The sequence below is a fragment of the Pseudomonas sp. R1-7 genome, assembly GCF_051132105.1.
GTDB lineage: Bacteria > Pseudomonadota > Gammaproteobacteria > Pseudomonadales > Pseudomonadaceae > Aquipseudomonas.
The window spans coordinates 161,511-181,601 of the sequence record NZ_CP071661.1; the positions used below are offsets into that span (position 1 = coordinate 161,511).

Annotated in this window: 24 protein-coding genes; 9 read left to right on the plus strand and 15 right to left on the minus strand. The window is 58.7% G+C overall.

Annotated features, from left to right (window positions below; translation table 11 throughout):
• Window positions 1–45: 45 nt before the first annotated feature.
• Together J3P79_RS00780 and J3P79_RS00785 are read left to right on the plus strand one after the other, a co-directional pair.
• On the plus strand, window positions 46–459 hold the full coding sequence (locus J3P79_RS00780) for a hypothetical protein (RefSeq protein WP_434607397.1): 414 nt from the start codon (window positions 46–48) through the stop codon (window positions 457–459).
• 39 nt (window positions 460–498) lie between these two features.
• The gene (locus tag J3P79_RS00785) at window positions 499–924 is read left to right on the plus strand and encodes a hypothetical protein (RefSeq protein ID WP_434607399.1); all 426 of its coding nucleotides are present in this window, start codon (window positions 499–501) and stop codon (window positions 922–924) included.
• Window positions 925–930: 6 nt separating this feature from the next.
• On the opposite strand, the gene J3P79_RS00790 is transcribed toward J3P79_RS00785, so the two are convergent.
• Window positions 931–1,164, minus strand: coding sequence for a DUF1161 domain-containing protein (locus J3P79_RS00790; protein WP_434607400.1), 234 nt, complete (start codon window positions 1,162–1,164; stop codon window positions 931–933).
• Window positions 1,165–1,301: 137 nt separating this feature from the next.
• The gene (locus J3P79_RS00795; RefSeq protein WP_434607402.1) at window positions 1,302–1,733 is read right to left on the minus strand and encodes an OsmC family protein; all 432 of its coding nucleotides are present in this window, start codon (window positions 1,731–1,733) and stop codon (window positions 1,302–1,304) included.
• 235 nt (window positions 1,734–1,968) lie between these two features.
• Between J3P79_RS00795 and J3P79_RS00800 the strand changes: the two genes are divergently transcribed.
• Window positions 1,969–2,970, plus strand: coding sequence for an LLM class flavin-dependent oxidoreductase (locus J3P79_RS00800; RefSeq protein ID WP_434607404.1), 1,002 nt, complete (start codon window positions 1,969–1,971; stop codon window positions 2,968–2,970).
• 54 nt (window positions 2,971–3,024) lie between these two features.
• Here the strand turns inward: J3P79_RS00800 and J3P79_RS00805 are convergent, their stop codons facing one another.
• Together J3P79_RS00805 and J3P79_RS00810 are read right to left on the minus strand one after the other, a co-directional pair.
• The gene (locus J3P79_RS00805; protein ID WP_434607406.1) at window positions 3,025–3,249 is read right to left on the minus strand and encodes a DUF1161 domain-containing protein; all 225 of its coding nucleotides are present in this window, start codon (window positions 3,247–3,249) and stop codon (window positions 3,025–3,027) included.
• 113 nt (window positions 3,250–3,362) lie between these two features.
• Window positions 3,363–3,578: a dodecin gene (locus tag J3P79_RS00810; protein WP_003177209.1), complete on the minus strand. Its 216-nt coding sequence runs from the start codon at window positions 3,576–3,578 to the stop codon at window positions 3,363–3,365.
• 156 nt (window positions 3,579–3,734) lie between these two features.
• On the opposite strand from J3P79_RS00810, the gene J3P79_RS00815 reads away from it, so the two are divergent.
• On the plus strand, window positions 3,735–4,061 hold the full coding sequence (locus tag J3P79_RS00815) for a DUF883 family protein (RefSeq protein ID WP_030139182.1): 327 nt from the start codon (window positions 3,735–3,737) through the stop codon (window positions 4,059–4,061).
• Here J3P79_RS00815 and J3P79_RS00820 read toward each other — a convergent pair.
• A complete protein-coding gene (locus J3P79_RS00820; protein WP_434607408.1) occupies window positions 4,058–4,951 on the minus strand; it encodes a LysR family transcriptional regulator in 894 nt (297 codons plus the stop codon). The genes J3P79_RS00815 and J3P79_RS00820 overlap by 4 nt on opposite strands.
• Window positions 4,952–5,062: 111 nt before the next feature.
• On the opposite strand from J3P79_RS00820, the gene trpB reads away from it, so the two are divergent.
• Window positions 5,063–6,295, plus strand: coding sequence for a tryptophan synthase subunit beta (gene trpB, locus J3P79_RS00825; RefSeq protein ID WP_434607410.1), 1,233 nt, complete (start codon window positions 5,063–5,065; stop codon window positions 6,293–6,295).
• On the plus strand, window positions 6,295–7,107 hold the full coding sequence (gene trpA / locus J3P79_RS00830; RefSeq protein WP_434607411.1) for a tryptophan synthase subunit alpha: 813 nt from the start codon (window positions 6,295–6,297) through the stop codon (window positions 7,105–7,107). The genes trpB and trpA overlap by 1 nt, the downstream gene beginning before the upstream one ends.
• Window positions 7,108–7,189: 82 nt before the next feature.
• Here the strand turns inward: trpA and J3P79_RS00835 are convergent, their stop codons facing one another.
• The 10 genes from J3P79_RS00835 to J3P79_RS00880 form a co-directional block, all read right to left on the minus strand.
• The gene (locus J3P79_RS00835) at window positions 7,190–9,151 is read right to left on the minus strand and encodes a DUF4105 domain-containing protein (protein WP_434607412.1); all 1,962 of its coding nucleotides are present in this window, start codon (window positions 9,149–9,151) and stop codon (window positions 7,190–7,192) included.
• Entirely contained in the window at window positions 9,148–9,468 is a 321-nt protein-coding gene (locus J3P79_RS00840) for a DUF2388 domain-containing protein (RefSeq protein ID WP_039593376.1), read from the minus strand. The genes J3P79_RS00835 and J3P79_RS00840 overlap by 4 nt, the downstream gene beginning before the upstream one ends.
• A gap of 27 nt (window positions 9,469–9,495) precedes the next feature.
• Window positions 9,496–9,804: a DUF2388 domain-containing protein gene (locus J3P79_RS00845; protein WP_434607414.1), complete on the minus strand. Its 309-nt coding sequence runs from the start codon at window positions 9,802–9,804 to the stop codon at window positions 9,496–9,498.
• Between the two features lie 106 nt (window positions 9,805–9,910).
• Window positions 9,911–10,228 carry a DUF2388 domain-containing protein gene (locus J3P79_RS00850; RefSeq protein WP_039593374.1) on the minus strand — a complete coding sequence of 106 codons (318 nt, stop codon included), beginning with the start codon at window positions 10,226–10,228 and terminating at the stop codon, window positions 9,911–9,913.
• A 313-nt stretch (window positions 10,229–10,541) separates the two neighbouring features.
• On the minus strand, window positions 10,542–10,757 hold the full coding sequence (locus tag J3P79_RS00855; protein ID WP_003187014.1) for a DUF1127 domain-containing protein: 216 nt from the start codon (window positions 10,755–10,757) through the stop codon (window positions 10,542–10,544).
• Window positions 10,758–11,075: 318 nt separating this feature from the next.
• On the minus strand, window positions 11,076–12,569 hold the full coding sequence (locus tag J3P79_RS00860) for an acetyl-CoA hydrolase/transferase family protein (RefSeq protein WP_434607415.1): 1,494 nt from the start codon (window positions 12,567–12,569) through the stop codon (window positions 11,076–11,078).
• 197 nt (window positions 12,570–12,766) lie between these two features.
• Complete coding sequence (locus J3P79_RS00865) at window positions 12,767–14,203, minus strand: NAD(P)(+) transhydrogenase (Re/Si-specific) subunit beta (protein WP_434607417.1); 1,437 nt, start codon at window positions 14,201–14,203, stop codon at window positions 12,767–12,769.
• Window positions 14,203–14,526, minus strand: coding sequence for an NAD(P) transhydrogenase subunit alpha (locus J3P79_RS00870; protein ID WP_003187010.1), 324 nt, complete (start codon window positions 14,524–14,526; stop codon window positions 14,203–14,205). The genes J3P79_RS00865 and J3P79_RS00870 overlap by 1 nt, the downstream gene beginning before the upstream one ends.
• A 15-nt stretch (window positions 14,527–14,541) precedes the next feature.
• Complete coding sequence (locus J3P79_RS00875) at window positions 14,542–15,663, minus strand: Re/Si-specific NAD(P)(+) transhydrogenase subunit alpha (RefSeq protein ID WP_434607418.1); 1,122 nt, start codon at window positions 15,661–15,663, stop codon at window positions 14,542–14,544.
• A gap of 435 nt (window positions 15,664–16,098) precedes the next feature.
• Complete coding sequence (locus J3P79_RS00880; RefSeq protein ID WP_434607419.1) at window positions 16,099–16,995, minus strand: LysR family transcriptional regulator; 897 nt, start codon at window positions 16,993–16,995, stop codon at window positions 16,099–16,101.
• 155 nt (window positions 16,996–17,150) lie between these two features.
• Here J3P79_RS00880 and J3P79_RS00885 point away from each other — a divergent pair, with 155 nt between their 5' ends.
• From J3P79_RS00885 to J3P79_RS00895, 3 genes are all read left to right on the plus strand, one after another.
• Entirely contained in the window at window positions 17,151–18,332 is a 1,182-nt protein-coding gene (locus J3P79_RS00885) for an acyl-CoA dehydrogenase (RefSeq protein ID WP_434607420.1), read from the plus strand.
• 13 nt (window positions 18,333–18,345) lie between these two features.
• Window positions 18,346–19,566, plus strand: a complete 1,221-nt coding sequence (locus J3P79_RS00890) for a CaiB/BaiF CoA transferase family protein (RefSeq protein ID WP_434607422.1) — start codon at window positions 18,346–18,348, stop codon at window positions 19,564–19,566.
• Between the two features lie 135 nt (window positions 19,567–19,701).
• Entirely contained in the window at window positions 19,702–19,881 is a 180-nt protein-coding gene (locus J3P79_RS00895; RefSeq protein WP_434607425.1) for a hypothetical protein, read from the plus strand.
• Window positions 19,882–20,091 lie beyond the last annotated feature (210 nt).

Sequence of the window (20,091 nt, forward strand, 5' to 3'; positions counted from 1 at the left end):
TGGGAAGTCTGCCCAAAGACTATCTCGCTTGCCCGGAGCTTCGCTATGCGCGTGTTGATGCTGACAAGTGGCCTATTGCTGCTGACTGGCTGTGCCGGTTTGCCTGATCCTGATCCCTCCCAGGCGTGGGTTGACCTGGGAAACCATCAGGACACGGCTTTGCAAGCGCTGGAAGTCGATGACAAGGAATCCATCGACCGACGTTATTTCGAGGTTCAACCGGGTAGCCATGAGCTGACGGTGCGTTATCAGTTTGCCGTGGAGCCGGGCAACATCGGCCCGGATGCCGAGCCGCTGTGGCGTGATTGCCGGTTGAACGTGAAATTCAAGGATTTCAACGCGGGCCAGCGCTACCAATTGCAGGCTGGCAGCATCGGATTCCGCCCTTGGGCGAAGCTTTACAACCAGCAGCGCAAGGTGGTGGGCCAAGGCACACCAGCCGGCTGCCAGCAAAGCTGATAAGCGCTATGCTCAGGACCTGACTCCAGGATATTCACCATGCGCAAATACATATTGTTGCTGGGCCTTGTTGCCATGAGCGGTTGTGCTTCGAGCCCGTTACCGCAAGTCGATCCGAACATGGCGTGGATCGATCTGGCCACGCCGATGCCGGGTGGCAAGCTGCTGATGGCCGAAAGCCTGGATGGTCAAAAATCCTCTGACGGACGATTCTTCCAGGTTTCACCGGGCAGCCATGAACTGAAGGTGCGCTTCGATTTTGAGGTTTTTGCCGGCGGTGGGCTGGGCATGCAGGGTGCTCCTCAGGAACGACTGTGCTACATGCTCGTACGTTACGACCATTTCGAAGCCGGCCAGCGTTATCGCTTGGAAGGGCGCAATCTGGCGTTTTCCGCCAGCGCCCGGCTCTATAACGCCAAGCGTGAAATCGTCGCAGAAGATCGACAAGTCAATTGCGTTCCGTAGCGCTGCCTAGCGGTCGTTCTTCTGATAGATGATTTTCTTGGTGCCGTACTCGCAACTGCCCACCACCATGTTCTGGTCATGGACTTCGTCATTGGTGACGATTTCCAAGGTATAGGACGCCACGTTATTAGCCTGGATCTTCGCTTCGATTTCGGCTTTCAGTTCTTCGCAGGGCTTGGGTGCTGCGAGGGCCGTTGTGGTCAATGCGCAACCGATGACTGCCAGGGTCAAACGTTTCATGCTCGGATTCCTCAATACAGCGCGCACGCCTGTGCGCTGAAACTGCAGACCTGCATTCGATCATAATTGCTTTCGGGTAAATAGCTCGCGGCTCAAGAAGATCGCAGCCTTTGAGGGGCTGCGATCTTCTCGGTTGGTCAACTCACCAGGGTCGCGTCCAGGGTGATCTTGGCGTTGAGCACCTTGGAAACCGGGCAACCTTCCTTGGCCTTGTTGCTCAGCTCTTCGAATTGCTCCTGGCTGGCGCCGGGAATCTTGGCTTTGAGGATCAGCTTGATTGCGGTGATCGCGAAGCCGCCATCGACCTGGTCCAGGGTCACTTCGGCGTTGGTGTCGATGCTGTCTGCCTTGAGCCCGGCGTCGCCGAGGATCATCGAAAACGCCATGGAGAAGCAGCCCGCATGGGCCGCACCGATCAATTCTTCAGGGTTGGTGCCCTTGCCGCCTTCGAAACGTGCCTTGAAACCATAGGGCGCTTCGCGCAACACGCCGGTTTCCGTGGAGATGGAGCCGATGCCGCTCTTCAGGTCACCTTCCCAGTGAGCCGATGCTTTCTTGACGATAGCCATGTGTGCCTCCTCATGATCCGGCGCGAGGGTTCGCGCCTGGGTATTTTTCAGTGCCAGGATTGTGAGGATAGACCGGTGGATAAAGTTCACCCGGTCGATTAGTCGACCAATTTAGTAGGAAAATTCTTCGCTACTATTGAAACTCGGGTATATGCCCACATTCATAGGACACACCTAGAGAAACGGCAGGCTTTCGCCCACAGGAAAGCTCGTACGCCGTTGGAGATGCCGGCCCATGAAACAGCTGTCCGAAGTTAAATTTTCAACCCTCGACCTTGTGCCTGTCCGCGCCGACGGCAACGCCGCCCAATCCTTGCGCAACTCCCTGGATTTGGCGCAGCACGTGGAAAAGTACGGCTACACCCGATTCTGGGTGGCGGAACACCACAACATGGACGGCATCGCCAGCTCCGCGACGGCGGTATTGCTGGGCTACCTGGCGGGGGGCACGTCGAGCATCCGCGTCGGCTCCGGCGGGGTGATGCTGCCGAACCATGCGCCGTTGGTAATCGCCGAACAGTTCGGCACGCTGGAAAGTCTGTTTCCGGGTCGGATTGACCTTGGGTTGGGGCGAGCGCCTGGTTCCGACCAGATGACGGCCCGTGCATTGCGACGTGAGCGCTCCGGCAGCGCCGATGATTTTCCCGATGACGTGGCCGAACTGATGCGCTATCTCGGGCCGCGTACGCCGGACCAACGCATCATCGCCATGCCGGGCACGGGCACCAACGTACCGGTGTGGCTGTTGGGTTCGAGCCTGTTCAGTGCGCAGTTGGCCGGTGAGCGCGGTTTGCCCTACGCGTTCGCCTCCCATTTCGCACCGCGGTTCATGCACGAGGCGATTCGTGTGTATCGCAACCACTTCCAGCCGTCGGCCGTGCTCGACAAGCCGTATGTGATGCTCGGCGTCCCTTTGGTGGCGGCGGACACGGACGAGCAGGCCGATTACCTGGCGACTTCGGTGTACCAGCGTATCCTGGCGTTGATGCGCGGCCAGAGCCTGGTGCAGCGCCCGCCGGTCGACACCATGAATGGTCTATGGCTGCCCCATGAGAAGGAAGCGGTAGGTGATTTCCTTGGCCTGGCCATGATCGGTGGCCCGCAGAAAATCCGCGCCAAGCTCGAAGTGTTGATCGAGCAGACCCAGGCCGATGAGTTGATTTTCACCAGCGATTTGTACGAGCACGCCGACCGCTTGCGCTCTTATGAACTGCTGGCGCAAGTGATGAAAGGCTGAATCGCGACCAGTAAAAAGCCGACGCGATGCGTCGGCTTTGATCTGAACGCGCTATCAGCCGCGGTTGTAGACGATTTCTTTCGAACCGCCTTCACAGGTGCCGACAACTTCTCCGTCAGCCGCTGCGCCTTTATCGACAATCTCCAGCGAATAACCCGAAGCGCCTTTTGCGTCGATCTTCGCTGCGATTTCGTTTTTCAGCTCCTCGCACGGCTTGCCGGCCGCTAACGCCGTACCCGCAAGGCTCAGCAAACCCAGGGCCACCATCAATTTCTTCATCGCTCGCACTCCTTGGTCGGATCAAATAGGGAGGTTTCGTACAGACGTGATGCGACAGCCATAGCGCATCGCCATTCCCTATGGCACTCCGCCAGCGTGCAAGTTCAAAGCGCTCAGCTATTGGCGATTCGGAATCCGACCTTGATGGTCACCTGAAAGTGCGCGGCCCGGCCATTTTCGATATGGCCGCGGGTTTCCGTGACTTCGAACCATTCCAGGTGCTTGAGGCTTTTGCTGGCCTCGGCCAGGGCGTTGTTGATTGCGTCTTCAATGCTGGTGGGAGACGAGCCGACCAGCTCGACTTTCTTGTACGTGTGGTGATCACTCATGACGTTCTCCTTGGTTGTCTTTAACAGCCTAGCAGCGATTTTTCGCCTTACATGTGGCGCCGTCTACGCTTGGAAAGTTCAGATTTACTGCACTTTCCCAAACGGCCGCAGTCCCAATCCACACACGCTACTCAACCACTGCAGGAGAGAGCCACCATGGCCAGCACTTCGTTACGCAAAGCCTCGTTGCAAAGCATGGAAGCGGAGATCGAGAGTCTGCTCAAGTCGTTGGAAAGCCTGAAGGACGACGCTTCGGACGAGTCGCGTAGAACCCTCAAGTCGCTCAAGGCAAATGCCGAAAATGCACTGAAGCACTCCCGGCATCTGCTCAGCGATGCGTATGAAGAGGTCAAGGTGAAAACCCGTGAAACCGGGATCGCCACGCGCGACTACGCTCAGGAACACCCTTGGACCACGGCCGGCGTCGCCGTTGGCGCGTTGGGTCTGCTGGCCGCTTATTTGTTGTGCAAGCGCGGCGACTAGTCCGAAGGGTTCAGCTCATGCCTGAGCCATTGCGCCAATTGCCGGGCGCGCCCGTCCGCGGCGCGCTTGGGCAGCCATAACGCCAGTCGTGCCGGGGTTTCGCTGAAACCCCACGGCGCGACCAGGCGACCAGCACGCAGGTCCTCGGTCACCAAGGGCTCGGGGGCAATCGCCACACCAAGCCCGGCCACGGCCGCCTCCAGTAAATAATATAAATGCTCGAAGCCTTGCCCGAACTTCAACGCCTGGGGCTCAAGGGCGTTTTGTTGCGCCCAGGTTGGCCAGGCCTGGGGGCGTGAGGTGGTGTGCAACAGCTGTTCGCCCAGCAGCGCGCTGGCGGGGGCATCGCGCAAACGGGTGAAGCCCCCATAACGAGGGCTCATCACCGGCCCGATCCGCTCGCTGGCCAGTTCGTAAACTTGCATGTCGGCCGGCCACGGCGGTTCGGCGAATACCAGCAGGGCATCCAGTCCTGGACGCCTCGGGTCAAGGTCGCCCTCACCAGCGGACAGGTGCAGGCGCAAGTCAGGCAGATCGGCATTGAGCCGGCCCAGGCGCGGAATGAACCAGCGCGCCAACAAACTTCCCGAGCAGCCCAACACGAACGGGGCGTCCGCTGTGCTTTGCGTCAGCTCCGCGCAAACGGTGCGCAGGCGCTCGAACGCGTCGGCGCTGGCGTCGCGCAATCGCAGTCCTGCATCTGTGAGTTTCAAGCCACGCCCGTCCTTGATGAACAGGCTGATTCCCAAGTGATCTTCCAGCACCTTGAGCTGGCGGCTGACGGCGCCATGGGTGACGTGCAGCTGTTCCGCCGCCTGGCTTACGCTGTTCAGGCGAGCAGTGGCCTCGAAGGCACGCAGGGCGTTTAGCGGAGGAAGGTCATGGCGCATGGTATTTGTGAGTTTTCCTGACAGGTTGCGGCGATCTTATCGGTTTTCACGCAGGTATGTCAGGGGTAGAGTGGCCTCATTGTCTTTCTACGCATTCGCCTGGAGCGCCCGATGACCCAGCCTACGACCCCCTTCAACCTGCGCAGCGGTCCCGATGCCAACGGCCTGTTTGGCGCGTTCGGCGGCCGTTATGTCGCGGAAACGCTGATGCCGCTGATCCTCGATCTGGCCCGTGAATACGAAGTGGCGAAGGAAGATCCTGCGTTCATCGAGGAATTGGCCTACTTCCAACGAGACTATGTCGGTCGTCCGAGCCCGCTTTATTTCGCCGAGCGCCTGACGGAGTACTGCGGTGGCGCGAAGATCTACCTCAAGCGTGAAGAGCTGAATCACACCGGCGCGCACAAGATCAACAATTGCATCGGCCAGATCCTGCTGGCGCGGCGCATGGGCAAGAAACGCATCATCGCCGAGACCGGCGCCGGCATGCACGGCGTTGCCACTGCTACCGTGGCCGCTCGGTTCGGCCTGGACTGCGTGATCTACATGGGCACCACCGACATCGAACGCCAGCAGGCCAACGTGTTTCGGATGAAGCTGCTTGGCGCGGAAGTCATTCCGGTGGTCGCCGGTACCGGCACGCTCAAAGATGCGATGAACGAGGCGCTGCGCGATTGGGTCACCAACGTCGACAGCACGTTCTACCTGATCGGCACCGTAGCTGGCCCGCACCCTTATCCAGCGATGGTCCGTGACTTCCAAGCCGTGATCGGCAAGGAAACCCGCGATCAGCTGCAAGTCCAGGAAGGTCGCCTACCGGACAGCCTGGTGGCGTGCATCGGCGGTGGCTCCAATGCCATGGGCCTGTTCCATCCGTTCCTGGATGACAAGAGCGTCGAAATCATCGGCGTTGAAGCGGCGGGTTACGGCATCGAGACCGGCAAGCACGCGGCGAGCTTGAACGGCGGCGTTCCAGGCGTATTGCACGGTAACCGTACGTTCTTGTTGCAGGATGAAGACGGCCAGATCATCGACGCTCATTCGATCTCCGCCGGCCTCGATTACCCTGGCATCGGCCCGGAACACGCCTGGTTGCATGACATTGGCCGCGTGCAATACACCTCGGTCACCGACGCTGAGGCGTTGGAAGCGTTCCATAAGTGCTGCCGCCTGGAAGGGATTATTCCTGCCTTGGAAAGTGCCCATGCCTTGGCCGAAGTGTTCAAGCGTGCGCCAAACCTGCCCAAGGATCACCTGATGGTGGTCAACCTGTCTGGTCGTGGCGATAAAGACATGCAAACCGTGATGCACCACATGGAACAGTCCCAGCAGGAGAAACACTGATGAGCCGCCTGCAAACCCGCTTTGCCGAACTCAAGCAACAGAACCGTGCCGCCCTGGTGACGTTTGTCACTGCCGGTGATCCGGATTACGACACGTCGCTGGCGATTCTCAAGGGCCTGCCTGCCGCCGGCGCCGATGTCATTGAGTTGGGCATGCCGTTCACTGATCCGATGGCCGACGGCCCGGCGATTCAGTTGGCGAACATCCGTGCCTTGGGCGCCCAGCAGAACCTGGCGAAAACCCTGCAGATGGTCCGTGAGTTCCGCAAGGACAATACCGAGACGCCGCTGGTGCTGATGGGGTATTTCAACCCGATCCATCGTTATGGCGTGCAGCGTTTCATTGGCGAAGCGCTGGATAGCGGTGTCGATGGCCTGATCGTGGTGGACATGCCACCTGAGCACAACGGTGAACTGTGCGAGCCGGCCCAGGCTGCCGGACTGGATTTCATCCGCCTGACAACGCCAACCACCGATGATGTGCGTTTGCCGACTGTGCTCAACGGTAGCTCGGGTTTTGTCTACTACGTATCGGTGGCGGGTGTGACCGGTGCCGGTGCCGCGACGCTGGAGCATGTAGAAGAGGCCGTGGCGCGCTTGCGTCGGCATACAGACCTGCCGATCAGCATTGGCTTCGGCATTCGTACGCCGGAGCAGGCTGCCGCCATCGCGCGGTTGGCCGACGGCGTTGTGGTCGGCTCGGCGTTGATCGACCATATCGCCAGCGCCGATACGGCGGAACAGGCGATTGATGGCGTGCTGAGCTTGTGCGCGGCCTTGGCCGATGGCGTACGTAAGGCGCGTCTTGGCTGATCGCTGATTCAGGTCGCAGCAATGCAAAAGGGGTTCGGAACCAGGTTCCGAACCCCTTTTTGTTGTTGCTTGAAAAATGCCGTCAGGGCAATTCCAATCCGGCTCCGGCCTTATGCAGCTCGCGCAGATGTTCGCCGATTTGCTTCACATTGGCCTCGCTCGCCGCAATTTCAGCGGCGCGGCTCGGTTCAAGCAATGCCCTGACTTCCTTATCCAACTCGCCGGTCAGCGTTTGAAGCTGTTTCTGGCGCAGGCTGCTTTCCGATTCCAGTCGCTGCCATTCGCTGGGTTGTGGCAATCCGTAGCCGCTGCTGCCCAGCAGTTCGGCAGGACGGCTCAGGAAGCCGCTGTTGGCGAGGATCTGTTGCAACGTCGCGTTAGCTCGCTCCATGCCGCCGTTCTGAAGCTCACGGGCGCCAAGATACCGCTGCTTGACTTCATCCTGGGCCAGTAGCAACTGCCTGCGGAAACTGGCTTGTTCCAACAGCAGCAGTGCCGCACTGGTGCGCAGGTCGGCCTGTCCAAACCAGGCGCGGCGTTCGGCGGCGTCCAGCGCCAGCCAGTCTTCAACGGTTTGTTGCTGGATCGGCAGGCGCTTTTTCAGCACGTCGAACATGGCCTGGTAGCGTTCGCGGAATGAGTCGAAGCGGTAACCCAGGCGCAGGGCCTCCTTGGGATCGTCCAGCACGCTGGTGTCGGCCAGGCCACGGCCCTTGAGCACTTCCAGCAAGCCATTGGGCAATATGCTGTCCAGGCCCTTGAGCTGTTCGTTGTTACTGCCGCTGCGCAACAGCTTCAAGCTTTCCACCGCGCAATTATTGGACAGGAAGTAATAGTTGCCGTCATAGCTCCAATGCATTTCGGCGGCATGTTCAACGGTTTCTTCGATCTCGGTGCGCGACAGGTTCAGCGGTACGGACGCCAGGCTGCGCAGTTCGGTCTTGGTGTATTCGTCGATGACCTGGGCGAGCGGCAGCACAAACAGGCGGGACGGGTATTTGCCTACAAGACCGTCCCAGCTCGATAGCTGTACGTCGCCGACGAAGGCGCGGTACGACAGCACCAGATGCTGGTCCAGATCCAGTCGGCAGTCGGGTCCACGTGGCCGGCCCGGTGCACAGATCACCAGGCGAAGCATGCTATGACCCCAACGGCTTACCCAGTTCTGGTTGGCTTCGGCCAACAGGTAATCGATGGCGTATACGCGTTCCGGATCGACCTTGCCCAGTGGCGTCTTGGCAAAGTCGTTGCCGGCATTGAGGAAGGCGAACGAGGTGGCGCAAGTGTCTTTGACGGCGGGCGCCCAGCCGAAGTGCTCACGGTAATAGCGATACAGCGCGGGCCGGCGACAGGCGTAGCTCGGGTCCAGGAGGAAATACTCCATGTTGACCGCGACGAACTCCTTGGGGCTGCTCGTCTCGTAGAGGTCCGGGCTGCGGGCAACCTGGCGATTGTGCTGCTCTCGTTCACCGCGACGGCCAACGTATTGCGGCCAGCCGGCGAGGTCGAGCAGGCGCGGATCATCACTGAGCGTGAAACGACGATCGTTCTGGCCCCGGCAATCATCTGGGAGGCCGATCAACCCGGCGCTGCTGTTACGTCGAGTACAGCGTTGGATCAGCGCACGTTCGGCATTTGGCCAGAGGCGCGAGCGGTCATAGATATGGGTCAGTTCGTGTAGGACGGTGGCGAGCATTTCGCGCCGCACGGTACCGTGGGGGCGCGAGGTCTTTTGCTTGGCGGCGCTGCCATCGGTGAGGCTGTCCAGCAGGTTCCGGTTGAGATCCAGCTGTGAGACCAATGAGGCCTGGCCGTAAGCGTTGGCAGGCATCTGGTCGGTCCAGCCGACATCGATGCGCCGGTCGAGTCGCTCGATGAAGCGTGGTGGCAAAGCCTGCATGGCTTCATCGAGCAATGCCTGGCTGGCCTGCTGTTGTGCCGGGCTCAAGCCGTCGCTATTGAGATGTAGCTGGAGGCCGGCCTGGGCGGTGCCGCTCAGGAGCAGCACGACCCCGGCTGTCAGCCAGGCGGCGAGCCGTCTCACAATGCGAGGATAGCTTCGGCGAGAACCTGGTCACTGGCGTCGCGGGCTTCCGGTACGCGGGTACGCAATGTCTCGAAGGCCGCTTCGAGATGAGCGCCACGAATCTCGCCATTGCTGGCGACGAAGCTGGCAGCGTCATCGTGGGCTTCGCGGACAATTTTTGAGTCACGGATGGATGTGGTGGTATCGGACGTGAAATCAATCGAACGCTGGGAGGCGCGAACGATGATGTTACTGGTGGCTACCAGGGTATGTGCCTGGGCCACATCGGCCAATACCAACAGGCCAAGGGCGGCAGCAATCAGCGGGCTACGCATGGAACGACTCCGGAAAATTAAAGATAGCTATTGGACGAGAATTGCCTGTGCCAGTTCAAGGTCGCTGGCGTGAAGTTTCGGCTGGCTCCGGCGCAGGTAGTCCAAGGCCGACTCCAACTGTGCCCCTCGCAATTGTCCATCACTGGCAATGAATGCGGCAGCGTCATCACGAGCGGCTGCGACCCGTTTATTGTCAAAGGGCGCGGAAGTCACCAGGCTCGTGGCGTAGCCGCTGGCTACCACCTGCTGGGTGGACACATCGAAGGCATGGGCCGGAACAGACCAGCAAGCAATTGCGAGGAAAAAGGCACTGTAGAGTTTTAAGTAATAACGCATGGGACTCGACGATGGTTGGCGAGCTTGAAGGCTAGCGCAAACCTGCGGGCCAGAGCCAGTGCTGAAACATCGGTACACCCTTGGGTGCCCGATGTTTCATGTTGCATCAGATTACCAGGATGGCCTGGGCCAACTGCGCATCGGTGGCGTTGAGTTGCGGGGCCTGCTGGCGGATGTAATCCAACGCGCTCTCCAGCTTCACACCACGGATGGCGCCTTCGCTGGCTACGAAGCTGGCGGCGTCGTCACGTGCGGCTTGGACGATTTTATTGTCACGCAGTGATGAGGTCGCGTCGGAGGTTACGTCGGACGTGGCCTTGAGTGCGCCGACGATGGAATCGGTGGTCACGATAAAGCTGCTGGCGTTCGAATGGGCGGCCACGGCGAACAGTGCAACGGCGCTGAGCAGGCGAAGACGGGACATGATGGAACTCCTTGGATGATGTGATGGCGGTGCGTGTAGCTGGAAGAGGAGACGCATGCTCGACTCGCTTCGCCACGTTTGCATCAATAGTAGGACAGAACGGATTTGCTTACAGCTCCGCAGTGGCAGTGATAAGCGTTCATTATGAACTGTACTGGTAAAATTTAGATTGGTGCATAACTGTTATTGTTCGGCGAATCTGATGAATCGAGCCCGGAAACGACAAGACCCGTCGCGGTTTCCCGCGACGGGTCTTGTTTTTTCAATTCGGTGCTGGCGGTGGACCCGGTGGGTCAGGGCCAGCGACGCTGAGTTAGCGCCAGAACGGCTTGCTCAGCTCTTCGTAGCGCTGTGCTTCGCTGATACCGGCGTCTGCCAGCAGGCGCGAATCCAGACGAGCCAGTTGATGGCGGCTGGCGATGCGGCGCTGCCACAGCATCAGGTTAGCGATAACGCGAAGAGGCAGGGAAGCCTGGTTTTTTTCAGCTTTGTCTTCGAAAAACAGCTCGGAACTGAGTGTACGTTCCATGGTTGACATCCTTCCGCTTGTGGCGGGATTAGGTAGTGGTTTAACTGGTGCCCATGATCCTCCCGTTTGGCCAGACTCAGTAGATACAGTTCATCTGTATTGTGAGAGACCAGTTAACTGTTAAAGAGTGGTGTACTGGTCGATATCGATGCAACTGTACCTATTGGCACTCATTTGGTGCATTTATTAAGGTGTCGGTACGTTTTGTGGGAAAAGGGTGTAGGAAATCACCAGTACAGCAGTACAGTTTTTGTTGGTTCTTGAGCTTGGCGCCTGGCTTCTCAAAACTGTATTTGCTGCAACGGTGATCCAGCTGTGTCAAACCGCGAGCATGCGCCCGGTTGCTTCCAGGTTAATGTGCCAGCTGAGTGCGTCGCGCAGGATATGCGGCGTATGCCCGCCCAAGGCACACGCCGCTTCGAAGTAGTCGCTCAGCGCTTGGCGATAGGACGGATGCACGCAGTTGTCGATGACGGCTCGCGCCCGCTCCCGTGGCGCCAGGCCCCGCAAATCAGCCAGGCCAATCTCGGTCACCAGAATGTCGACATCATGCTCGGTATGGTCCACGTGGCTGACCATCGGCACGACGCTGGAAATCGCGCCGCCCTTGGCGATGGATTTGGTCACGAAAATAGCCAGGTGTGCGTTCCGGGCGAAATCCCCCGAACCACCGATGCCATTCATCATCCGCGTGCCACATACATGGGTCGAGTTGACATTGCCGTACAGGTCGAACTCCAGCGCCGTGTTGATGCCGATGATGCCCAGGCGTCGCACCACCTCGGGATGGTTGGATATTTCCTGCGGACGCAGGACCAATTTGTCCTTGTATTTCGCCAGATTCCCAAAGACATCACTGTTGCGCCGAGCCGACAAGGTTATGGAGCTTCCGGAAGCGAAACTTAGCTTGCCGGCGTCGATGAGGTCGAAGGTGGAATCCTGCAACACCTCGGAATACATGGTCAGCTCTTCGAACGGGGAATCGATCAATCCGCACATCACCGCGTTGGCAATGTTGCCGATGCCGGCCTGCAGGGGGCCAAGCTTGTTGGTCATGCGCCCAGCGGCGACTTCTTGCTTGAAGAAGCTGATCAGATGGTCGGCAATGGCCTGGGTGTCTTCGTCGGGCGGCAAGACCGTGGAAGGGGAGTCTGCCTGTTGGGTGATGACAATGGCGGCGATCTTTTCCGGCGGGATCGGGATGGCCGTGCTGCCGATTCGGTCGTCAACCTTCACTAAGGGGATCGGCAGGCGAGTCGGGCGGTAGCTCGGTATATAAATGTCGTGCAAGCCTTCCAGGTCCGGGTTGTGGGCAAGGTTGATCTCGACAATCACCTGCTTGGCAAAAATTGCAAAGCTGGCGGAGTTACCCACCGACGTGGTCGGCACGATATGACCTTGCTCGGTGATCGCTACCGCTTCGATCACGGCAATATCCGGTAGCTTGAGCTGGGCGTTACGCATCTGTTCGACGGTTTCCGAAAGATGCTGGTCGATGAACATCACTTCGCCTGCGTTAATAGCCTTGCGCAGGGTGCTGTCGACTTGGAAGGGCATGCGTCGTGCCAGTACGCCGGCTTCCGTAAGTTGTTTGTCCAAATCGTTGCCCAGGCTTGCTCCGGTCATGAGGCTGATTTTCAGCGGCGTGACCTTGGCGCGCTCGGCCAGAGCGTGCGGCACTGCCTTGGCTTCTCCGGCACGGGTGAAACCGCTCATGCCGACGGTCATGCCGTCTTCAATCAACAAGGCTGCTTCGGCAGCGCTCATCACTTTGTTCAACAACGAAGGCAGGCGGATGCGATCACGGTACATGGATGGTTATCTCGGGCTGGAAGCTGGATGCGCAGTCTAGAGAATTCGCGCTGAGCCCGACCCGCTACAAAAGTCGCATTTAAGGCGTCTATTACGGGCGTTTCAGGCAAAACATTGTTACCGGATCGGTAACTTTTTGCCTTGATACAAATCAAAACGCCCCGACAAGTCGGGGCGTTTTGATGAATCGCTGGAGCTTATTCCACGGCTTTGACCATGTCTTCGATGACTTTCTTGGCGTCGCCGAACACCATCATGGTCTTGTCGAGATAGAACAGCTCGTTGTCCAGGCCGGCATAACCGCTGGCCATCGAGCGCTTGTTGACGATGATCGTCTTGGCCTTGAAGGCTTCGAGAATCGGCATGCCGGCAATCGGCGACTTCGGATCGTTCTTCGCCGCCGGGTTGACCACGTCGTTAGCGCCGAGCACCAATACCACGTCGGCTTGGCCGAACTCGGAGTTGATGTCTTCCATCTCGAACACTTGGTCGTAAGGCACTTCGGCCTCGGCCAGCAGTACGTTCATGTGTCCGGGCATTCGACCGGCCACGGGATGGATGGCGTATTTGACGGTCACGCCGTGGTGGGTCAGCTTCTCGGTCAGTTCTTTCAGCGCATGCTGCGCCCGGGCTACCGCCAGGCCGTAGCCTGGAACGATGATCACCGTGTCGGCGTTGGTCAGCAGGAAGGTCGCGTCGTCGGCCGAACCAGACTTCACCGGACGGGCTTCTTTCGAGCCTGCCGGGCCAGCCGCATCCGGGGCATTGCCGAAGCCGCCGAGCAGCACGTTGAAGAACGAACGGTTCATCGCCTTGCACATGATGTACGAGAGGATCGCACCGCTCGAACCCACCAACGAACCGGCAATGATCAGCATCGAGTTGTTCAGCGAGAAGCCGATGCCCGCGGCGGCCCAACCGGAATAGCTGTTGAGCATCGAGACCACCACCGGCATGTCCGCGCCGCCGATCGGGATGATGATCAGCACACCCAGGACAAAGGCCAGGGCCAGCATCAAGGCGAACGCGCCGAGGTTGCCGGTGAACATGAAGGTCAGGCCCAGGCCCAGCGTTGCCAGGCCCAGGATCAGGTTGAGCTTGTGCTGGCCGCCAAACTGTACCGGTGCGCCTTGGAACAGGCGGAACTTGTACTTGCCCGAGAGTTTGCCGAAGGCGATCACCGAGCCGGAGAAGGTGATTGCACCAATGGCTGCGCCGAGGAACAGCTCCAGGCGGTTACCGGCCGGAATCGAGTCACCAAGTTGTTTGACGATGCCCAGGGACTGAGGCTCGACGACCGCTGCGATAGCAATGAACACCGCCGCCAGGCCGATCATGCTGTGCATGAACGCCACCAGCTCCGGCATCTTGGTCATCTCGACGCGCTTGGCCATGATCGAGCCTGCGGTGCCGCCAACCAGCAGGCCGACGATCACATAGCCGATGCCAGCTGTCGCTAACTCAGCGCCGAGCTTATAGATGAGGCCCACGGTGGTGAGCACCGCCAGCGCCATGCCGAGCATGCCGAACAGGTTGCCTCGGCGGGAGGTGGTGGGGTGCGACAGGCCTTTGAGGGCCTGGATGAAGCAGACGGACGCGATCAGGTAGAGCGTCGTTACCAGGTTCATGCTCATTACTTGGGCGCCTCTTCTTTTACGGCTTTCGGGGCTTTTTTCTTGAACATCTCAAGCATGCGGCGCGTCACCAGGAAGCCACCGAACACGTTCACCGCGGCCAGAGCCACGGCGAGGGTGCCCATGGTCTTGCCCAGCGGCGTTACGGTCAGGGCGGCGGCGAGCATGGCGCCGACAATCACGATTGCCGAGATGGCGTTGGTCACCGCCATCAACGGCGTGTGCAAAGCAGGTGTAACGTTCCAGACCACGTGGTAACCGACGTAAATCGCCAGTACAAAGATGATCAGGTTGTAGATACCGGGGGAGATAAGCTCTTCCATTGTCTGAATCCCTGCTTAGGCGTTTTTGCGGATGACTTGGCCGTCGCGGCACATCAGGCACGCGGCGACGATGTCGTCTTCCAGGTTCACGTCGAACTGACCTTCCTTGGTGAAGACCAGCTTCAGGAAGTCCAGCAGGTTACGGGCGTACAGCGCCGAAGCGTCGGCTGCGACTTCGCCGGCCAGGTTGGTCGGGCCGACGATGGTCACGCCGTTCTCGACCACCACCTGATCAGCCACGGTCAGTGGGCAGTTGCCGCCCTGGGCTGCCGCGAGGTCGATGACCACTGAGCCGGGTTTCATCTGCGCGACGGTTTCGGCGCTTAGCAGCGTCGGTGCCTTGCGACCCGGGATCAACGCCGTGGTGATGACAATGTCAGCCTGTTTGGCGCGTTCGTGCACGGCCTGGGCCTGGCGCTGCATCCAGCTGGCGGGCATAGGCCGCGCGTAACCACCGACGCCGACCGCGCATTCACGTTCTTCGTCGGTCTCGTAAGGCACGTCGACGAACTTGGCCCCGAGGGATTCGATTTGTTCCTTCACCGCCGGGCGCACATCCGAAGCCTCGATCACGGCGCCCAGGCGCTTGGCCGTGGCAATCGCCTGAAGTCCGGCCACGCCGGCGCCGAGAATCAACACGCGCGCCGCTTTCACGGTGCCCGCAGCGGTCATCAGCATCGGCATGAAGCGCGGATAGTAATGCGCGGCCAGCAGCACGGCTTTGTAGCCGGCAATGTTCGCTTGAGACGACAGCACATCCAGGCTCTGGGCTCGGGAAGTACGTGGCGCAGCCTCAAGGGCGAAAGCGGTAATACCGCGTTCGGCCAGCTTGGCGATGGTCTCGTTGTTGAACGGATTGAGCATGCCCACCAGAACGGTGCCGCTCTTGATCAGCGACAGTTCGCTGTCGCTAGGGGCCACCACCTTGAGAATCAACTCAGCCCCGAACGCATCATTGGCATCGCCAATGGTTGCGCCGGCCGCTGCATAAGCACTATCGATCACGCTGGCCTTGATGCCAGCGCCGCTCTGGACAGTGACTTTATGGCCTTGGCCGATGAGCTTCTTGATGGTTTCCGGGGTAGCAGCAACCCGTGTTTCACCCGGTTGGGTTTCGAGGGGAACACCAATGTGCACGTCAAATCTCCTGCGTGATCTTATTGAGTAAACCCAGGCACTTCGGATGGTGCGGCTGGGGCGGCCGATCAGCACGATCCCGCCAAACCAGGCGGGGCGCGGCATTTTGCAGGCGAAAATTCAGCCCTTCAAGGGATTATGACGTGTGACGAAAAATTAACTACAAGTCACCCTGTGACCGAATGTCGCAACCTCTGGGCAAAACCGCCCGTGGAGCCTTGTTTTTCAAGCGATACGCGCGGAAATATCATACTTTTCCATTGCTCCTGTGAATGAATAGTCATCCGCTGGGAAATATGGCTCAAGGCCACGTATCTAGGCGGTTGTGGGACGATTGTACCGACTCCATAACAGTTTAATTTTATGCGACATAAAGTTATATCTGTAGCGCTAGTTGCGTGTTGACTACGTGGTCAGGATTAGGATTTTGCCTGCCTATTCAAGGAGATAACCTTCAGCTTGATTGACCAGCCAGTCGCGGAATGCTCGGAGCGATGCAGATTCCACTTTTCGCTCTGGGATCATCAGGTAATAGGCCTTGATACTCGATAAGGCATTGCGGTTTGCGATTACCAAGCGGCGCTCTGCCAATTCGCGCTGGATCAGGAAAGGCGGGATCAATGCGATTCCCATGTCATGCATGGCTGCTTGGGCCAGCATGGAGAATAGTTCATAGCGCGGGCCTGTCAGGTCTCGTGCGACGTTTAGATGTTGAGAGCTGAACCACTGGCGCCACGCGTAAGGGCGGGTGGTCTGCTGAAGCAACGGCAATTCAGCGATGGCGTCCGGTGTCAGTGCGTTCCGGCTGCCCAGCAATGCGGGGCTGCACACTGGCATCGGATTTTCGCCCATCAATTTGTGGGATTCGGTACCGGACCAATCGGCATCGCCGAAATAGATGGCCGCATCAAAGTCGGTGTCGGCAAAGAGGAAGGGGCGTGTTCGGTTGGTAAGGTTGACCGTGACTTCAGGGTGCTGCTTCTGGAAGTCCTTCAAGCGTGGCAACAACCACTGGGTACCGAATGTCGGAACCACTGCCAGCTCGATCACGTTTGCGCCGGTATGGCCCATGACTGAAAGGGTGTCGCGCTCGACCGCGTCCAACTGCGTGGCAATCCTGCGACTGTAAGAAAGGCCTGCTTCGGTCAGCTTTACACCACGTCTTGAGCGTCGAAACAGTTCCACACTCAAGAATTCTTCCAGGCTCGCGATCTGGCGGCAGATCGCTCCCTGGGTAAGCGAAAGCTCCTGCGCGGCCTTGGTAAAGCTTTCATGGCGGGCCGCGGCCTCGAAACTGACCAGGGCGGCGGTGCTGGGAATCTTGCGGCGCATGTACGGCGACCTCACACATAAGGGGCGTAAACGGCCTTAATGACGTTTACGGAGTGAGAAATTAGCACAACAACATGCGGAATTCTCGTTTGCTCTCGTGGGAAACCGCGCCTAGGATCAATCCACGAATTTTCATCTCATTGGCGAGGTTACTCATGGCCGGTAAAGCGAGCTTCAATTGGATCGACCCACTGTTGCTGGACCAGCAGCTCACTGAAGAGGAGCGCATGATTCGCGACACTGCCGAACAGTTCGCTCAGCAGAAGCTTGCGCCTCGAGTCCTGGAGGCGTTCCGCCATGAAAAGACCGATCCGGCGATTTTCCGGGAAATGGGCGACGTGGGTCTCCTGGGGGCGACCATTCCCGAACAATATGGCGGCAGCGGATTGAACTACGTCAGCTACGGCCTGATTGCCAGGGAAGTAGAGCGCGTCGATTCCGGCTACCGCTCGATGATGAGTGTGCAGTCCTCACTGGTCATGGTGCCCATCAATGAATTCGGGACTGAGGCACAAAAACAGAAATATCTACCGAAGCTGGCTTCGGGCGAGTGGATCGGCTGTTTTGGTTTGACTGAACCAAACCACGGTTCTGACCCGGGCGCGATGATTACTCGTGCGCGCAAAGTGGAAGGCGGCTACAGCCTGACGGGCAGCAAGATGTGGATCACCAACAGCCCAATCGCTGACGTGTTTGTCGTTTGGGGGAAAGACGACGCTGGCGATATTCGTGGCTTCGTCCTGGAAAAAGGTTGGAAGGGCCTGAGTGCGCCGGCCATTCATGGCAAGGTCGGCCTGCGTGCGTCGATCACGGGCGAAATCGTCATGGACAACGTGTTCGTTCCAGAAGAAAACATTTTCCCAGACGTGCGCGGGCTGAAGGGGCCGTTTACTTGCCTGAATTCGGCACGCTATGGCATCTCCTGGGGCGCGTTGGGGGCTGCTGAGTTTTGCTGGCACACAGCTCGCCAATACACGCTGGATCGGCAGCAGTTCGGACGCCCGTTGGCGGCGAATCAATTGATCCAGAAGAAGCTGGCCGACATGCAGACTGAAATCACTCTCGCGCTGCAAGGCTGCTTGCGCCTGGGACGCATGAAGGATGAAGGCTCGGCGGCGGTGGAAATTACCTCGATCATGAAGCGCAATTCCTGCGGCAAGTCCCTGGATATCGCGCGTATGGCGCGTGACATGTTGGGCGGCAATGGTATTTCCGACGAGTTCGGCATTGCTCGTCACCTGGTGAACCTGGAGGTGGTCAACACCTACGAAGGCACCCATGACGTTCATGCGCTGATCCTGGGGCGCGCGCAAACCGGTATTCAGGCGTTCTATTAATAGGAGAACGGCGATGGGCGCGCTTTCGCATCTGCGGGTATTGGATTTATCCAGGGTTCTGGCTGGGCCTTGGGCTGGACAGATCCTGGCGGACCTGGGGGCGGATGTCATCAAGGTCGAGCGTCCCGGCAACGGTGACGATACGCGTGCGTGGGGGCCGCCCTTCCTGAAAGATGCCTATGGCGAGAACACGACCGAGGCGGCTTATTACCTGTCGGCCAATCGCAACAAGCAGTCGGTCACTATCGATTTCACTCGCCCCGAGGGGCAGAAGCTGATTCGGGAGCTGGCGGCGAAGTCCGACATCCTGATCGAAAACTTCAAGGTGGGTGGGCTCGCTGCATACGGTCTGGATTACGACTCCCTGAAGGCTATCAACCCGCAGTTGATCTATTGCTCGATCACCGGTTTCGGGCAAACGGGGCCATACGCCAAGCGCGCAGGGTATGACTTTATGATCCAGGGGCTGGGAGGCTTGATGAGCCTTACCGGCCGGCCGGAGGGAGAAGAGGGCGCAGGGCCGGTGAAAGTCGGTGTTGCGCTGACCGATATCCTGACCGGCCTGTATTCAACCGCCGCCATCCTCGCGGCGTTGGCTCATCGCGATCATGCCGGCGGCGGGCAGCATATCGATATGGCTTTGCTGGATGTCCAGGTGGCTTGTCTGGCCAACCAGGCGATGAACTATTTGACCACTGGCAGCGCGCCGAAGCGTTTGGGAAATGCGCATCCGAATATCGTGCCCTATCAGGATTTTCCTACTGCTGATGGTGACTTCATTCTAACGGTGGGCAACGATGGTCAGTTCCGAAAATTCGCCGAGGTGGCCGGTCAACCGCAATGGGCCGATGATCCTCGATTCGCGACAAACAAAATGCGGGTTGCAAATCGGGCGGCCTTGATCCCATTGATACGTCAGGCGACGGTATTCAAGACGACTGCCGAATGGGTGATTCTGCTGGAGCAGGCCGGAGTGCCGTGCGGCCCTATCAATGATTTAGCCCAGATGTTTGCGGATCCTCAGGTTCAGGCTCGTGGATTGGCAATCGAGTTGCCCCACGCGTTGGCCGGTACGGTGCCCCAGGTAGCCAGTCCTATTCGCTTGTCCAATACGCCGATCGAATACAGAAATGCACCTCCTTTATTAGGGGAGCACACAATGGACGTGCTGCAGCGGGTGTTAGGGTTGGACAGTGCGGCGGTGGCGACCCTGCGTGATTCTGGCGTCCTATAGGTTCCCTTCTATATAGGAGGCGCGATTTGCGCTCGTTTGGTATCTGATTGATAGAAAACGAAATAAAGGGTTGACGGCAGATTCTGGATGTCTATAATTCGCCCCACTTCCGGCGCAGTCGAAACGGAAAACTCCTTGAGTTTCAATGAGTTAGAAGGTTTCGGCAGGTCAGGTGCTTCAGGTCATCGAAGTGCTGAAGGCGTTGATAGGGCGGTGTTGTTTGGCTCTATCGGCGATTCGATCCTCTCGATCGAAAGCGGTAAAAAAGAGGTGTTGACAGCAGCGAGTAACGCTGTAGAATTCGCCTCCCGCTAACGAGAGATCGGAAGCGCAAGTGGTTGAAGTTGTTAAGGATTTCCAAGCGAAACTTTGAAAACTTCTTAAAATAACCGCTTGACAGATACACGGGGCGCTGTAGAATGCGCGCCTCGGTTGAGACGAAAGGCTCAACCCACCGCTCTTTAACAACTGAATCAAGCAATTCGTGTGGGTGCTTGTGGAGTCAGACTGCTAGTCAACAGATTA

What these genes read in the sequence shown, in the direction of transcription:
- J3P79_RS00785 (WP_434607399.1), top strand. Translation starts at nt 499, where the DNA reads ATGCGCAAATACATATTGTTGCTGGGCCTTGTTGCCATGAGCGGTTGT.
- J3P79_RS00820 (WP_434607408.1), bottom strand. Translation starts at nt 4,951, where the DNA reads ATGCGCCATGACCTTCCTCCGCTAAACGCCCTGCGTGCCTTCGAGGCC.
- J3P79_RS00810 (WP_003177209.1), bottom strand. Translation starts at nt 3,578, where the DNA reads ATGAGTGATCACCACACGTACAAGAAAGTCGAGCTGGTCGGCTCGTCT.
- J3P79_RS00855 (WP_003187014.1), bottom strand. Translation starts at nt 10,757, where the DNA reads ATGGAACGTACACTCAGTTCCGAGCTGTTTTTCGAAGACAAAGCTGAA.
- J3P79_RS00840 (WP_039593376.1), bottom strand. Translation starts at nt 9,468, where the DNA reads ATGCGTAGCCCGCTGATTGCTGCCGCCCTTGGCCTGTTGGTATTGGCC.
- J3P79_RS00780 (WP_434607397.1), top strand. Translation starts at nt 46, where the DNA reads ATGCGCGTGTTGATGCTGACAAGTGGCCTATTGCTGCTGACTGGCTGT.
- J3P79_RS00860 (WP_434607415.1), bottom strand. Translation starts at nt 12,569, where the DNA reads ATGTACCGTGATCGCATCCGCCTGCCTTCGTTGTTGAACAAAGTGATG.
- trpA (WP_434607411.1), top strand. Translation starts at nt 6,295, where the DNA reads ATGAGCCGCCTGCAAACCCGCTTTGCCGAACTCAAGCAACAGAACCGT.
- J3P79_RS00865 (WP_434607417.1), bottom strand. Translation starts at nt 14,203, where the DNA reads ATGAGCATGAACCTGGTAACGACGCTCTACCTGATCGCGTCCGTCTGC.
- trpB (WP_434607410.1), top strand. Translation starts at nt 5,063, where the DNA reads ATGACCCAGCCTACGACCCCCTTCAACCTGCGCAGCGGTCCCGATGCC.
- J3P79_RS00805 (WP_434607406.1), bottom strand. Translation starts at nt 3,249, where the DNA reads ATGAAGAAATTGATGGTGGCCCTGGGTTTGCTGAGCCTTGCGGGTACG.
- J3P79_RS00795 (WP_434607402.1), bottom strand. Translation starts at nt 1,733, where the DNA reads ATGGCTATCGTCAAGAAAGCATCGGCTCACTGGGAAGGTGACCTGAAG.
- J3P79_RS00880 (WP_434607419.1), bottom strand. Translation starts at nt 16,995, where the DNA reads ATGCGCCGCAAGATTCCCAGCACCGCCGCCCTGGTCAGTTTCGAGGCC.
- J3P79_RS00790 (WP_434607400.1), bottom strand. Translation starts at nt 1,164, where the DNA reads ATGAAACGTTTGACCCTGGCAGTCATCGGTTGCGCATTGACCACAACG.
- J3P79_RS00850 (WP_039593374.1), bottom strand. Translation starts at nt 10,228, where the DNA reads ATGTCCCGTCTTCGCCTGCTCAGCGCCGTTGCACTGTTCGCCGTGGCC.
- J3P79_RS00815 (WP_030139182.1), top strand. Translation starts at nt 3,735, where the DNA reads ATGGCCAGCACTTCGTTACGCAAAGCCTCGTTGCAAAGCATGGAAGCG.
- J3P79_RS00800 (WP_434607404.1), top strand. Translation starts at nt 1,969, where the DNA reads ATGAAACAGCTGTCCGAAGTTAAATTTTCAACCCTCGACCTTGTGCCT.
- J3P79_RS00890 (WP_434607422.1), top strand. Translation starts at nt 18,346, where the DNA reads ATGGGCGCGCTTTCGCATCTGCGGGTATTGGATTTATCCAGGGTTCTG.
- J3P79_RS00845 (WP_434607414.1), bottom strand. Translation starts at nt 9,804, where the DNA reads ATGCGTTATTACTTAAAACTCTACAGTGCCTTTTTCCTCGCAATTGCT.
- J3P79_RS00870 (WP_003187010.1), bottom strand. Translation starts at nt 14,526, where the DNA reads ATGGAAGAGCTTATCTCCCCCGGTATCTACAACCTGATCATCTTTGTA.
- J3P79_RS00885 (WP_434607420.1), top strand. Translation starts at nt 17,151, where the DNA reads ATGGCCGGTAAAGCGAGCTTCAATTGGATCGACCCACTGTTGCTGGAC.